The sequence below is a fragment of the Bradyrhizobium oligotrophicum S58 genome, assembly GCF_000344805.1.
GTDB lineage: Bacteria > Pseudomonadota > Alphaproteobacteria > Rhizobiales > Xanthobacteraceae > Bradyrhizobium > Bradyrhizobium oligotrophicum.
Genome location: NC_020453.1, coordinates 7027337 through 7040458, shown reverse-complemented (window position 1 = coordinate 7040458; position 13122 = coordinate 7027337). Strand labels below are relative to the sequence as shown.

Here is a 13122-nt window from a genome sequence, read left to right as displayed (position 1 = left end):
GAAAGTGCCGGATATTGGAAGTCGCTGCGTCATTTCGTGGCAGGCCGTCATGGCCTGCCGATCAAACCAGATCGCGCGCGCTGATCCAGAACACTTCGCCTTCGGAGTCTTCGGTATCGAGCCACAGCAGCGGCAGGTCCGGGTAGGCCGCCTCGATCTGCGGGCGGTCGCGGCCGACCTCGCACAGCAGCCCGCCTTCGGCGGTCAGATGGTCGCGTGCCTGGCCGAGGATGCGGTGGATGATGTCGAGCCCGTCAGCGCCGCCGTCGAAGGCGAGCGCCGGCTCGGCGCGGCATTCCCTCGGCAGGCCGGCCATGCCCTCGGCATCGACATAGGGCGGATTGGTGATGATCAGGTCATAGCGGCGCTGACTCAGCGGCGCGAACAGGTCGCCGCGATGCAGCGAGATCTGCTCCGCGAGGCCGTAGTCGGCGACGTTCTTCGCGGCGACCGCGAGCGCATCCTTGGAGATGTCGACGGCGTCGATCACGGCGTTCGGAAAATGCCGGCTGGCGAGGATCGCGAGGCAGCCAGAGCCGGTGCAGAGATCGAGCACGCTGTCGACGGCGAGGGGATCGTCGATCAGCGAGGTGCCGTCGCCCTCGGCGCCGCCGAAATGCGTCTCCAGCAATTCGCCGATGAACGACCGCGGCACGATGACGCGCTCGTCGACATAGAACGGCAGGCCGCGCATGTAGACCTTGTTGACCAGATACGCCGCCGGCTTGCGGGTGGTGATTCGGGCGGTGATGAGGTCGAGGATCGCCTTGCCCTCGGCGGCGGTGACCCGCGCCGTGATGAAACTCTCGAATTGATCAGGGCGCAGATGCAAAGCCTCTCCGATCAGGAAGGCCGCCTCGGACACCGGGTCGGTGGTTCCGTGCGCGAACACCAGGTCGGCCTGCTGGAAGCAGCTGACGGCATAGCGCAGGTAGTCGAGCAAGCTGACGAGCTCGCCCGCATTGACCTTCGGCAGCTTGGGCGCCGGCGCCTTGCGCGGCGCTGCCGTCTTGATCGTCTTCGCCATCACGATGTCCAGCGCGCCGTGGCGGCGTCGTCATGGCTCTTGGCCTCGACCCAGCTGCCGCCATCGGCGGTCTCCTCGCGCTTCCAGAACGGCGCGTTGGTCTTGAGATAATCCATCAGGAACTCCGCGGCCTCGAACGCCGCCTGGCGGTGGCTCGAGGCGGTGACCACCAGCACGATGTTCTCGCCCGGCTTGATGCGGCCGTGGCGGTGGATCACGGTCAGGCCCTGCAGCGGCCAGCGCGCCATCGCCTCCTCGGCATGGCGCATGATCTCCGCTTCCGCCATGCCCGGATAGTGCTCGAGCGTCAGCGCGGCGATCGGCGTGTCGTGGTCGTTGCCGCGGCACAGGCCGGAGAAGCTGACGACGGCGCCGATGTCGGTGCGGCCGTGGCTGAGCGCCGCAATCTCGGCTGCGGTGTCGAAATCCTCATGCTGTACGCGGACGGTGACGATCGCGGTCATGGATGGGTCTTCTGGCGGCTTCGCTTCAGCCGCCGGTCATCGGCGGAAAGAACGCAATCTCGCGGGCGCCGGAGATGGCGGCGTCGGCCTGGACATGGGTCTGGTCGATCGCGGCGCGGATCACCTTCGGCTTCTCGAACGCATAGGCGTAACCCTCGCCGCGCGCGGTCAGCCAGGTGATCAGCTCGCCAACCGTGCGGACATCCGCCGGCGGCTCGATGGTCTCTTCGGCCTTGCCGATCCGCTCCCGCACCCAGGCGAAATACTTCACCTTCATCGCGAGTCTTCCTCGATGAGGTGGTGGATGCCGGCGCGGAAATAGTCGTAGCCGGTGTAGATGGTGAAGACCGCCGACAGGCCCAACAGCCAGATTCCAATCCCGCTCACGATCGGGCCGACGGCCGTCGAGATCTGGGCGACCGCCGTGTCGCCGGCCTCGCCCGCGAGCAGGAAGCCGATCGCCACCAGCTGCATCGTGGTCTTCCATTTCGCGACCTTGGTGACCGGCACCGAGACGCGCAGCGCGGCGAGATATTCGCGCAGGCCCGAGACCAGGATCTCGCGGCACAGGATCACGATGGCAGCCCACAGCGACCAGTTCTGGATGGTGCTGTCGGCCGCCAGCATCAGCAGGCACGAGGCGACCAGAAGCTTGTCGGCGATCGGGTCGAGCATCCGGCCAAATGCCGATTGCTGGTTCCAGATCCGCGCGAAATGACCGTCGAGGTAGTCGGTGATCCCAGCCGCAATGAACACTGCGACGGCGACCCAGCGGAGCCACAACGGATACTGCCAGACCGACTGCGCGTAGATACAGCCCACCACGACCGGTATCGCAGCAATGCGCGTATAGGTCAGGATGTTCGGCAAGGACGTCGACGTCTTGCTGGGCACGCGTGTGGTCGCAATATTCATCCGGTGTACCAATACTGCCGCCGTACGAACGTCAACCTCCGAGCCGAGCCGTTCCGGCAGGATGACGCAGATATGACGCTGTTCGCAACGAAGTCCTGCGGAGATAGGAACTCTCCCGCTGGAGACAAAGAGAGCGATAAACGCTTCCTTAAGCAACGGCGCGCGCCGGCGCCAGTCTCCAGATCGGCGGGTGGGTGTGCACGGCCGACCGACCTTATTGCGGTGCAATGACAGGGGCGCGAATGTCGCAGCCCGGCGTCAGATCGCCTCCGCGCCATGCACCGCGCACCAATGCGCCTGGCGCTCCGCGAACGCGCGGTCACGGACATAGGCCAGCGTCTCCTCATCGAATGTCTCCAGCACCTCCAGGCTGAACGCGTCAGCACCGTGAGCGGTCCACGCCGCCTGCAGCCCGCCGCGGCGGTGGCCGCCCTGGCGCAGGGTGAACCACAGCCGGTTCTGGATTTTGTCGAGATCGGGCGCGCAGCCGATCCAGCGCTCGCCGGTGGCGGCACAGGTCACGGCGAAGATGCCGGCGGGGGTCTTGCGTTCCTTGTAGGCGGCCACGGCCGCCTTGCGCTGATCGGGGGTCATGGCCGCCTCTCGTGAATATTGCCCGGAGACAATACGCGATATTTTCATCCGGGTAAATATAGGATCAACACGGCTCACATCGTCATCACCGTCCGTCGATGGCCGGACTCGCGCGTCCAGCTCTGGTCGATATCGCTCAGCGGAGCCGGATCGACCGCGACCCGAAGCCCGGCCGGTACGGCGGCCTGCAGCAGCTCGGCGGTCAATGCGACCAGACGTTCGAGCGGAATGCTGCCGATGCCGCTGCCCATCAGCGTGATGGGGGAGGCGCGCAGGGCCGCGCTGGGCAGCGTGATGTCGCCGCCGCTCGCCGAGCCGATCTGCACGAAGCGGATCGGCACCGTGCCGGTGGCCGCGCGCGCGGCCGCGATCAGCAGGCGCTGGGCACTCGGTCCCCAGAGATAGTCGAGGACGATGTCGACGCCCGCCGCGACGTGCGGCTTGAAGCTCCGTTCCAGGGCCTCGCCGTCCTCGACGAGGGCAATGGTGGCGTCGGCGCCGAGCGCAGCCAGCTCGTGCAGAGCCGCGCTGTCACGTCCGGTCGCGATCACCTTCGCCGCGCCGAGATGCTTTGCGATCTGGATGGCGAGCCGGCCGGAGATCCCGGTGGCGCCGTTGATCAGCACGGTCTCTCCGGTCCGGAGCCGCGCTCGTTCCTTGAGTGCGGCCCAGGACGACAGGCCCGGATTGGCGATCGCGGCTGCGGTGATGTCGTCGAGATCCGCCGGCAGGGGCAGGCAGCGTGCGGCCGGCACCACGGTCTGCTCGGCCATGGCGCCATGCGGCGCGCGCGGCAGCACGAAATAGACACGGCCGCCATCCTCGCGCCGGCCGACGCCGTCGATGCCCGGCACGAACGGAAATGCGTTGTCGGAGCTGTAATGCGTGCCGGAGGCGCGGCCACGCGTGAGCGGGCTGATCGCGGCGGCGCTGACGTCGATGAGGTGCTCGCCAGCGCTGGCGACCGGGCTCTCAAAATCTCCATATGTCGGCGTCTGGCCGGCGTGGCGGACGATGGCGGCTTTCATGATGGTGCTCTGTGATTATATGTGTATAATGCACATATATCGGAGGGGATCGATGTCGGCAACAAAGAATGTGCAAAATACACATATTAGTGAAAACCTCCGCAAGCTGCATGCGGCGCTGCTCGACATCGTCGCCGTGATGAACCGGCCGCAGCGCGACGAGGCCATGATCCAGGAGGCGGGGATCGCGCTCGATCGGGCGCTGTTTCCGCTGCTGGTCGGGATCGAGCGCTTCGGTCCGATCGGCGTGGTGGAGATGGCCGATCGCGTCGGGCGCGACTACACCACCGTGAGCCGGCAGGTCGCCAAGCTCGAGAGCCTCGGCCTGGTCGCGCGGCAAGGCAGCGCCGCCGACCGGCGGGTGCGCGAGGCGGTGATCACGCCCAGAGGGAAGGCGATGACCGACATGGTGGATGCTGCGCGCGACCGCATCGGCCGTGCCATCTTCGAAACCTGGGAGGCGCGCGACGTCGACGAACTGGTGCGTCTGATGCGCAAGTTCGCCGATGCGGTAAAGGACGAGCCGCCGACTGCGGCATGAGCCGGCGATCGTTTCATTCGGATGGCCGTGGCAGCTCGCGGTGCCGTCGATCACGAACCGAAGCGTCATGTGAAATATTTTGCTGACATATGTTTGAGATGATTGACGCTGGCGCTCTCTACCTGTAAGAAAATCATGACAGGTGGAGCGCGGCGCGTGCCGAACACGGGCGATCAACTGCTGGACAGGCTGGCGGCGCTGGCCAATCCGCATCGGCTGCGGGTGCTGGCGGCGCTTCAGAACAAGGGGCGGACCTATGTCAGCCAGCTCGCGCGCGAGCTCGGGATCAGCCGGCCGTTGCTGCACCTGCATCTCCGCAAGCTCGAAGAGGCGGGACTCGTCACCAGCCGGCTGGAGCTCTCTGCCGACGGCAAGGCGCTGAACTACTTCGAGGTCGCTCCCTTCGAGATCGCCCTGACGCCGTCCTCGATCGCCGAAGCCGTCGAGACGCTGTCCGTCGTCCCATCCTCCATCAAACCGGAAGGAGACCAACATGGCTGACAAGGCCGCCATCTTCCTGCTCGTGACGATCCTCATCCTCGTCACCATCATCCTGGTGTTTGCGATGAAGTATTTCGCGGCCGCCCGGCAGGCCGGACTGCAGGCCGCGACGGAAGAGAGCTATCGCGCGCTGACCGAGCGAGCCGTGCGGTCGCAGGAGACCAGCGCCGAGCTGCTCGCTGCGCTCAAGGGCAGTCTCGGGCAGATCGAGCTGCGGCTCGCCCAGGTCGAAAAGGTGCTGAAGGAGGTCGAATGATGACATCCCCGGACCACGCCGAGGAGCTGTCGCAACTGAAGCGGATGCGCGCGCTTTCGCTGATCGAAGGCAGCACGCTGCTGCTGCTGGTGCTCGTCGCGGTGCCGCTGAAACATCTTGCCGGCTTCGCGATCGCGACCCGCATCATGGGGCCGATCCACGGTCTCGCCTTCCTGACCTACGTCTGGATGCTGATCCAGCTTGCCACCAGTGGCGGCTGGTCGCGAGCGGAGATCATCCGGATGACGATCGCTGCGCTGGTGCCGTTCGGCGGCTTCGTCAATGCCCGCGTCCTGGCTCGACGCGAGACGCGGCTGGTCGCGCCATGATCTATGAGTGGCTCAAGGCACTGCACGTCGCGGCGGTGCTGTGCTGGAGCGGCGGGATGCTGGCCGCCGCGATGACCATCGCGGTGCATGCGGCCAAGGTGGATGCGGCAGGCAGCAACGTCATGATCGAATTCGTCAGCCGATGGGATCGGCGCGTCACCACGCCGGCCATGCTCATCGTGTGGGGCGCAGGGCTTGCACTCGCCACGCAAGGCCAATGGTTCGGTTCGCTGTGGCTGACGGTCAAGCTCGGTGTCGTGGTCGCGCTGTCCGCGCTGCACGGCGTGCTCGCGGGGATGCTGCGGCGGCTCGCGCGGTCCGAGGCGCCGGCGCCGCGCTGGTTCTCTCATCTGCCGCCGCTGATCGTCGGTAGCACGGCTGCGATCGCTGTCCTCGTCGTCGTCAAGCCGTTCTGAGCGGCGGTCGCGAACGGAGCAAGGCCTCCGTCAGCTCGCGTTGCTGTGAAAGTACTCAAAAATCTTCCGCGCGCTCTCCGCGGAGACGCCCGGCACCTTGCCGAGGTCGGCGATCGAGGCGCGCTCGATCTCCTTCAGGGTGCCGAAATGGTGCAGCAGTGCGCGCTTGCGCGAGGGGCCGATGCCGGGGATCTCCTGCAGCCCTGCCTCGCGGATGTCCTTCTTGCGCAGCTTGCGGTGTGAGCCGATGACGAAGCGATGCGCCTCGTCGCGCAGCCGCTGGATGAAATACAGCACGGGGTCGCGCGGCTCGAGCTTGATCGCCTCGCGCTCCGGGATGAACAGCGTCTCGCGGCCGGCGTCGCGATCCGGGCCCTTGGCGACCGACATCAGCGCGACGTTGGTGACGCCGAGCTCGGTGAAAATCTCGCGGACGGCGTTGAGCTGGCCGCGGCCGCCGTCGATGATGACCAGATCAGGCCATTGCGGCACGTCGTCCTCTTTCGCGGCGCGGGCGACATCCTTCTCGGACGGCGCGACCAGCCGCTTGAAGCGGCGCTGCAGCACCTCCTTCATCATCCCGTAGTCGTCGCCGGGCCTCAGCCCCTCCGACTTGATGTTGAACTTGCGGTATTGGTTCTTCATGAAGCCGTCGGGGCCGGCGACGATCATCGCGCCGACCGCGTTGGTGCCCTGGATGTGGCTGTTGTCGTAGACCTCGATGCGCTTCGGGGTGTGCGGCAGCGCCAGCGTCGCGGTCATCGCCTCCAGCAAACGGCTCTGCGTCGCGGTGTCCGCGAGCTTGCGGCCGAGCGCCTCGCGGGCATTGGTCAGCGCGTGCTGAACCAGCTCCTTCTTCTCGCCGCGCTTCGGCGTGGAGACCTCGACCTTGTGGCCGGCCTTGACGCACAGCGCCTCGGCGAGCAACTCGGCCTCCTCGATTTCGTGCGACAGCAGGATCAGCTTCGGCGGCGGCTTGTCGTCGTAGAATTGCGTGATGAAAGCCGACAGCACCTCCTCCGGCAGATAGCTCTTCTCCGCACGCGGGAAGTAGGCGCGGTTGCCCCAGTTCTGGCCGGTGCGGAAGAAGAACACCTCGACGCAGGAATAGCCGCCCTCCTGGTGGATCGCGAACACGTCGGCTTCTTCGACGGTGCGCGGATTGATGCCCTGCTGCGACGAGATCGCCGACAACGCCGCGAGACGGTCGCGATAGACGGCCGCGGTCTCGAACTCGAGCTCGCCTGACGCCTTCTCCATTTCGGTCGCGAGCAGCGCCTTCACCGCCTGGCTGCGCCCGGACAGGAAGTCGGTCGCCTCGCGCACCAGCTCGGTATAGCCGGGGAAGTCGATCTCCTGCGTGCAGGGACCGGCGCAGCGCCGGATCTGGTGCAGCAGGCAGGGACGGGTGCGGCTCTCGAAGAACGAATCGGTGCAGGAGCGGATCAGGAACGCGCGCTGCAGCGCCGTGATGGTGCGGTTGACGGCGCCCGCCGAGGCGAACGGGCCGAAATAGCGCCCTGGCCTGGACTGCGCGCCGCGATGCTTGAGGATCTGCGGCGCCCAATGGTCGCCGGTGATCAGGATGTAGGGGAATGACTTGTCGTCGCGCAGCTGCACGTTGAAGCGCGGCTTGAGCTGCTTGATGAGATTGGCTTCCAGCAGCAGCGCTTCGGTCTCCGTGGTCGTGGAGACGATCTCGACGGTCACGGTGGCCGCGATCATGCGCAGGATGCGCGCAGGCAGCGGCGCGTTGGCGCGCGCATAGGACGACAGGCGCTTTTTGACGTTCTTGGCCTTGCCGACATAGAGCACGTCGTGGGCCGCATTGAGCATGCGGTAGACGCCGGGCGAGGTCGGCGCCAGCCGGACGGCGTTCTCGATCGCGGCATGGCCGGTCGCGAGCGGGCCTTCGCCGACCGCCTCCAGGCTCTCCTCGGTCAGCTCCGGCAGGCGTGCCTCGTCGTCCTCGTCCGCAGCAGGGGCGGCGGGATCGAGATCGGGGGTATCGAAGGGCTCGGGCGGCAGGTCGGCCGTGCCACGGCGGCTGGCGGGCGCCGGCGCCTTGGGTGGATCGGAGCTGTCGGTGGTCATGTCCAGCAAATTAAGCGTTCGCAGCCGCTCCCGCCAGCGCGGGGACGCGCCATGCACAGGCGCCGCGGTAACGCTCCGTTAAGCACATTAATCGGCGGGTAACCGGGCTTAACAACGGCTTAACCTAAAACTCTCGATAAATGCTCACGAAAAAAGATGGAGTTCCGTAACCACACCGGCCCCGCATCGGATCGCGCGGCGCAGGCCCGGTGGGACACGGCGAGTTGCGTGGAGTGAGCGATGAAAAGGTTCATGGTCGGTGCGGCCGCCGTGGCGGCTCTGGGATCGATGACGGCGCAGGCCGCCGATTTCAACTACGGGCGGCGCGCGCCCTATACGGTGAACCAACCCCTGAACGCCTATAGCTGGGCCGGGCCCTATCTCGGCGGCACGCTGGGCTATGAATGGGGCTCGGTCGCCAACAACCCGACAAAGCCGTCCGGCCTCGCAGGCGGGCTGACGGCCGGCTACAACTGGCAGACCGGGCCATGGGTGTTCGGCGCGGAGGGGGACATCAACATCACCGGCGCCAACGACACCTTCGCGCCGTGGAAGTTCTCGAACCCCTGGTTCGGCACCATTCGCGGCCGCGCCGGCTACGCCTTCAACAACATCCTGTTCTACGGCACCGGCGGTCTCGCCTTCGGCTCGTTGCGCGCGGAGACCTTCGGTCTTTCGGAATCGCACACCACGGTGGGCTGGACGCTCGGCGTCGGCACCGAATTCGGCCTGGCGCAGAACTGGAGCGCCAAGATCGAGTATCTCTATGTCGATCTCGACAGCAGCAATTTCGTGATCACGGGGGCGAAGAACGACTATCGGTCTGGCGTGGTGCGCGCAGGCATCAACTTCCACTTCTGATAGCGACACGGGATAGGAAGAAGAAACGTCGAACGACAACCTCCCGGCCGCTCGCGCGGCCGGGATTTTTCTGTCTCGCGGATCTGCGGCGTGAAGGCGCGCGCCGTCGCGGGCAGCAACGCCCCGCGCGCAAGCCGGCGGGGCCGCCGGCAGCTTCCCGACCAACGGCTTCCAGACCAACGGATGAATTGACGTCGATGCGCCCGCTGCGACCGACCGCTCGGATGCGGCCGTGGTCGAGCGGGCCTAGTCTACGACGACAGCACCAGGTTCACGGCCTTCGGGCCCTTGCCCTTCTTGTCCGGCTCGACCTCGAAACTGATACGCTGTCCTTCGGTCAGATCCTTCAGGCCCGCGCGCTCCACCGCCGTGATGTGCACGAACACATCGCGTCCACCGTCGTCCGGCTTGATGAAGCCGTAGCCGCGCTCACCATTGAAGAACTTGACTGTCCCAGTCATGGCCATCGGGAAACTCCTCCCCCGCAATGCTTCCTCCACTGCGCGCTTTGCGCAGCGTCCGACCGGACATCACTTTGATCGGAAAGCGTTGGCCACCTTAACGCCCAGCGCTCGCCACGCCGGATCGTCGGATCTTGTTAGGCCTTGATCACCCCGCCGCAACCATTCGCGGAAGCGGAACGTAAAGCCAGTCTTACAATCAACCACTGTAATACGGTTCCGCGGCGATTGCCTATGGCTTTTCGACCAGCGCCCGCTTCAAGCTTTGGGGATGTCCAGCCTGAAGCGTGCGGGGCCGCCCTGGCCGAGCGGCCGTTGCAACTCCTGCAGGATCAGCTTGAGCTCATCATGCAAAGTCCAGGGCGGGTTGACGACGAGCAGCCCGGTCGAGGTCAGCACCTCGCCTTCGATCTGCGGGGCCACGCTGAACTCGATCCGCAGCACCTTGCCGGGCGGCTTGGCCGCAGCTGCGAAATGCGCGACGCGGTCCGCGAGCTGCTCGGTGGCGCGCCGGCTCTTGACCGGATACCACAGCACGTAGATACCGGTCGTCCACTTCGCGAAGGCCGCAGCGAAGCGGTCGGCGAGGCGCTCGAACTCATCCTTCGCCTCGAACGCCGGATCGATCAGCACCACGCCGCGGCGCTCGTTCGGCGGCACGAAGGCGGGCAGGGCAATCCAGCCGTCGAGATCGACGACGCGGGCCTGCGTATCGCGGCGCAGCGAATCGATCAGCTGCTTGCGCGGACCGGGCGCCAGCTCGCACAGGGTCATGCGGTCCTGCGGCCGCAGCAGTGCGCGGGCGATCAGCGGCGAGCCGGGATAGGCGACGAGCTCGGCGGTCGGATTGAACGATCGGACGATGTCGAGATAGGGCGCGACCAGCGCATAGGCCTGATCCGACAGCCGCGCCTGCAGAAGCCGCGCGATGCCGGTCAGGAACTCGCCGCTGCGCGTCGCCTCGTCGCCGGTGAGATCATAGAGACCGGCGCCGGCATGGGTGTCGATCACCCGGAACGCCGCCGGCTTGTCCTGGAGGTAGACCAGGATGCGCGTCAGCACGATGTGTTTGATGACGTCGGCGAAGCCGCCGGCGTGAAAGGCGTGTCGGTAGTTCATGCGATTGGGGTTACGCCGTTCCGCGTGAAAAGGGTACCCCGTCGTTGAGGCCACGCCCGCCGCCGCGGCGGAGGACGCTACGCGGCGGCCGCTTGGCGAAGGCGGGCTATCCGCCGCGCATCGGCGGCATGTTGACCTCGTCGCGCCGGCAGGCCTGGCGGTCGACCTCGTCGCAGTTGCGGAATTCGAGGTCCTTGGTCAGGCAGATCCTGATCTCGCTGAGCCGCGTGCGGTTGCAGGTCACGGCGATGGCCGATGTCGTGAGCTTGGGATTGACCTTGATGAAGGCGTCCTCGATGGCGGCTGGGGACACCGTCTTCGCCTCCGTCAGGTCGAGGAATTCCTGCGGGATCTTGATCGCGGCGCGGGCCTTGCGGATGGTCTCGAAATAGCTCTTCGCCGACAGGCCGGCGCAGGTGCCGTGCTTGTCCCACTCGTTGTAGATCAGGCCCGGCGCCGGCATCAAATCGAGCATGGAGGTCATGATGTTGCGCGGCAGGCGTGGCGAAGGCTGCTCGCAATATTCCGGATAGCCGGCCTCGTATTGCGGCCACAGCCCGTGCACGACGAAGGAGTAGGGCCGTCCGCTGCATTGCTGCGAGCGGCTGCCGCGGCCGCCGCGCTCTTCGGCCTCGGCACAAAAGGACGGCGACCAGGACAGCGACAGCACGTAGAAGTCGAACGCGCCCGGCGCGTTCTGGCGGCGGTCCTGGGCCGCCACTGGCGCAGCGGCGAGAGCGCCGAGCAGCAGCGCGAAACAGGCGATCGTTGTGGCGAGGCGGGCGGGGCGGCGCAGGCAATCGAACATGGCGAACTCCCTGGACTATTCCAGGAACTTACCAATGCCTTGGAACATTACAAGAACAAAAACGGCTGCCGAGCGGCAGCCGTTCCAGCGCATAGTCGTTGCCGTGATCAGGGCTTGGCGGCGCGGCAGGCCGGGTTGAACGCCCAGTTGCGGTCGAGGCCGACGACGCAGAACTCGACGCCCTGGTCGTAACCGGCGAAGCCGCCATCCTCGATGATCGAATAATTCAGCGTCCGCACCTTGCCGTCGCTGACCATCACGCTGCCGGTGCAGAACCGGCGCGGGATGTTGTCGGACTGCCAGGACCGGAAGGCGATCTCGCGGACGTTGGCGACGCCGGTGATCGTCAGCGAGGAATTCCAGAAGGTGCTTTCCTTGTCCTGGAAGCGCGAGACGATGGTCGGGATTGCCGCCTCGCAGGGGGCGACCCGGCCTTCATATTTGGGGCCGGAGAGCCAGAAGTTCATCTCGAGCGGGTTGGCGGCGTGGGCCGGCGCGGTCGCGATCATGGCCGCGAGCAGCGCGCCGCCGGCAGCGCCGGTCGTCTTGGCGCCGATCGTCTTGAAAGGTGTGCTGAAGTCACGCATGGGCCGTCCGCAAGGCTGATCCGGGAGCGTGGACCGTGCCGCGGCGGCCACAGGAGGTCAAGTGCAACGCGGCAACACTCCACGATTAGTCCTGTTAACGCGAGGCCGGTGTTCTTTTCTTGGCCGGACAGGACCTTTAGGATGGCACACCAGCGCGAAGGAGAATGCAATGCGGATGCTAAAGGTCGGGACCGCGAACGCCCGAGTCGTCAAGGCTGCCGGCCTGTTGGCCGCTGTGGCGGTGCTCGCCGCGGCGCCGGCATCGGCCGACACGGTGCCGGCCTTCAGGGGCAACGACACCGGCGGCATCATCGCCTACCCGCTGGCCCAGACCACGGATGCGCGCCAGGTCGCGGTCGATCACTGCGCCTCCTATGGCAAGGTCGCCAAATTCCTGGCGGTCGACGCCCGCTATGGCGGCTACGTGTCGTTCGCCTGCCGCTGGGTGCCATATGGCTCGGCGCAGCGGCCGCTGCGGACGCTCTACTAACGCCATGATTCGGCGTCATCGGTCCGCCGATCGACATCAAGCCGGAACACGATCATGACACGCCATCGCCTCGCTCTCGGACTGCTCTGTTTCGGCGTGCTCGGCGGGGCGGCTGGCACCGCCGTTGCGCTCGATTTGCCGGTGCGCAAGCCCGGCCTGTGGGAATTGAAGATGATCAGGTCCGGTGGCCAGCTGCCGGAAATGACCATGCAGCATTGCACCGACGAGACCACCGACAAGGACATGAACAACATGGCCTCGCCGATGGCGCAGCAGGCCTGCTCGAAGCAGGACATCCAGAAGACCGCGGCCGGCTATGTCAGCGATTCCGTCTGCAGCTTCGGCGGCATGAACACGACCTCGCATGCCGAGATCACCGGTGATTTCAACTCGGCCTATACGGTCAAGACCAGCTCGCACATCCAGGGCGGCACGACCGGCCCCGCCGGCAAGGACACGGCGATGACGATCGAGGCCAAGTGGCTCGGGGCCTGCAAACCCGACCAGAAACCCGGCGACATCGTGATGCCCGGCGGCATGAAGATGAACGTCAAGGACATGAACAAGCTGAAGGCCCTGATCCCGGGCGTGAAGCAGTAGGCGTGCGCTCGTTGCGCGTGGCGAGCGCAGA

19 protein-coding genes are annotated in these 13122 nt (G+C 66.2%); 8 read left to right on the top strand and 11 right to left on the bottom strand.

Translation table 11 applies throughout. From position 1 onward, the window contains the following. Nucleotides 1-61: 61 nt before the first annotated feature. The 6 genes from prmB to S58_RS30535 all read right to left on the bottom strand — a co-directional run bounded on the left by prmB (nucleotide 62) and on the right by S58_RS30535 (nucleotide 4028). Complete coding sequence (prmB, locus tag S58_RS30560) at nucleotides 62-1027, bottom strand: 50S ribosomal protein L3 N(5)-glutamine methyltransferase (protein WP_015669297.1); 966 nt, start codon at nucleotides 1025-1027, stop codon at nucleotides 62-64. Then, nucleotides 1027-1491: a molybdenum cofactor biosynthesis protein MoaE gene (locus tag S58_RS30555; RefSeq protein ID WP_015669296.1), complete on the bottom strand. Its 465-nt coding sequence runs from the start codon at nucleotides 1489-1491 to the stop codon at nucleotides 1027-1029. The genes prmB and S58_RS30555 overlap by 1 nt, the downstream gene beginning before the upstream one ends. Before the next feature lie 25 nt (nucleotides 1492-1516). Then, nucleotides 1517-1768 (bottom strand): molybdopterin converting factor subunit 1, encoded by a 252-nt coding sequence (moaD, locus tag S58_RS30550; protein ID WP_015669295.1) that lies wholly within the window; start codon nucleotides 1766-1768, stop codon nucleotides 1517-1519. Further along, complete coding sequence (pgsA, locus tag S58_RS30545; RefSeq protein WP_042340322.1) at nucleotides 1765-2406, bottom strand: CDP-diacylglycerol--glycerol-3-phosphate 3-phosphatidyltransferase; 642 nt, start codon at nucleotides 2404-2406, stop codon at nucleotides 1765-1767. Before pgsA ends, moaD begins: the two co-directional genes overlap by 4 nt. Nucleotides 2407-2664: 258 nt before the next feature. After that, entirely contained in the window at nucleotides 2665-3000 is a 336-nt protein-coding gene (locus S58_RS30540; RefSeq protein ID WP_015669293.1) for a GIY-YIG nuclease family protein, read from the bottom strand. 74 nt (nucleotides 3001-3074) lie between these two features. Then, nucleotides 3075-4028, bottom strand: coding sequence for a quinone oxidoreductase family protein (locus S58_RS30535; protein ID WP_015669292.1), 954 nt, complete (start codon nucleotides 4026-4028; stop codon nucleotides 3075-3077). A 52-nt stretch (nucleotides 4029-4080) separates the two neighbouring features. On the opposite strand from S58_RS30535, the gene S58_RS30530 reads away from it, so the two are divergent. The 5 genes from S58_RS30530 to S58_RS30510 all read left to right on the top strand — a co-directional run bounded on the left by S58_RS30530 (nucleotide 4081) and on the right by S58_RS30510 (nucleotide 6071). Further along, nucleotides 4081-4569, top strand: coding sequence for a MarR family winged helix-turn-helix transcriptional regulator (locus S58_RS30530; protein ID WP_015669291.1), 489 nt, complete (start codon nucleotides 4081-4083; stop codon nucleotides 4567-4569). 102 nt (nucleotides 4570-4671) lie between these two features. Next, a complete protein-coding gene (locus S58_RS30525) occupies nucleotides 4672-5070 on the top strand; it encodes an ArsR/SmtB family transcription factor (RefSeq protein WP_244440667.1) in 399 nt (132 codons plus the stop codon). After that, the gene (locus S58_RS30520) at nucleotides 5063-5326 is read left to right on the top strand and encodes a hypothetical protein (RefSeq protein ID WP_015669289.1); all 264 of its coding nucleotides are present in this window, start codon (nucleotides 5063-5065) and stop codon (nucleotides 5324-5326) included. Before S58_RS30525 ends, S58_RS30520 begins: the two co-directional genes overlap by 8 nt. Next, a complete protein-coding gene (locus S58_RS30515) occupies nucleotides 5323-5655 on the top strand; it encodes a DUF3817 domain-containing protein (protein WP_015669288.1) in 333 nt (110 codons plus the stop codon). Before S58_RS30520 ends, S58_RS30515 begins: the two co-directional genes overlap by 4 nt. Then, a complete protein-coding gene (locus S58_RS30510; protein WP_015669287.1) occupies nucleotides 5652-6071 on the top strand; it encodes a CopD family protein in 420 nt (139 codons plus the stop codon). Before S58_RS30515 ends, S58_RS30510 begins: the two co-directional genes overlap by 4 nt. A gap of 30 nt (nucleotides 6072-6101) precedes the next feature. Here S58_RS30510 and uvrC read toward each other — a convergent pair whose 3' ends face one another. After that, nucleotides 6102-8165: an excinuclease ABC subunit UvrC gene (uvrC, locus tag S58_RS30505; protein WP_042340320.1), complete on the bottom strand. Its 2064-nt coding sequence runs from the start codon at nucleotides 8163-8165 to the stop codon at nucleotides 6102-6104. Nucleotides 8166-8405: 240 nt separating this feature from the next. Between uvrC and S58_RS30500 the strand changes: the two genes are divergently transcribed. Next, nucleotides 8406-9026, top strand: coding sequence for an outer membrane protein (locus S58_RS30500; RefSeq protein ID WP_042340319.1), 621 nt, complete (start codon nucleotides 8406-8408; stop codon nucleotides 9024-9026). A 251-nt stretch (nucleotides 9027-9277) separates the two neighbouring features. On the opposite strand, the gene S58_RS30495 is transcribed toward S58_RS30500, so the two are convergent. The 4 genes from S58_RS30495 to S58_RS30480 form a co-directional block, all read right to left on the bottom strand. Then, nucleotides 9278-9493: a cold-shock protein gene (locus S58_RS30495; protein WP_006612991.1), complete on the bottom strand. Its 216-nt coding sequence runs from the start codon at nucleotides 9491-9493 to the stop codon at nucleotides 9278-9280. Between the two features lie 252 nt (nucleotides 9494-9745). Beyond that, nucleotides 9746-10606 carry a 23S rRNA (adenine(2030)-N(6))-methyltransferase RlmJ gene (locus tag S58_RS30490; RefSeq protein WP_015669284.1) on the bottom strand — a complete coding sequence of 287 codons (861 nt, stop codon included), beginning with the start codon at nucleotides 10604-10606 and terminating at the stop codon, nucleotides 9746-9748. Nucleotides 10607-10712: 106 nt separating this feature from the next. Further along, nucleotides 10713-11414: a ribonuclease T2 family protein gene (locus S58_RS30485; RefSeq protein WP_015669283.1), complete on the bottom strand. Its 702-nt coding sequence runs from the start codon at nucleotides 11412-11414 to the stop codon at nucleotides 10713-10715. A gap of 107 nt (nucleotides 11415-11521) precedes the next feature. Next, entirely contained in the window at nucleotides 11522-12001 is a 480-nt protein-coding gene (locus tag S58_RS30480; RefSeq protein WP_015669282.1) for a hypothetical protein, read from the bottom strand. A gap of 169 nt (nucleotides 12002-12170) precedes the next feature. On the opposite strand from S58_RS30480, the gene S58_RS30475 reads away from it, so the two are divergent. After that, entirely contained in the window at nucleotides 12171-12491 is a 321-nt protein-coding gene (locus tag S58_RS30475; RefSeq protein WP_015669281.1) for a hypothetical protein, read from the top strand. Between the two features lie 54 nt (nucleotides 12492-12545). Beyond that, a complete protein-coding gene (locus S58_RS30470) occupies nucleotides 12546-13091 on the top strand; it encodes a DUF3617 domain-containing protein (protein ID WP_015669280.1) in 546 nt (181 codons plus the stop codon). Nucleotides 13092-13122 lie beyond the last annotated feature (31 nt).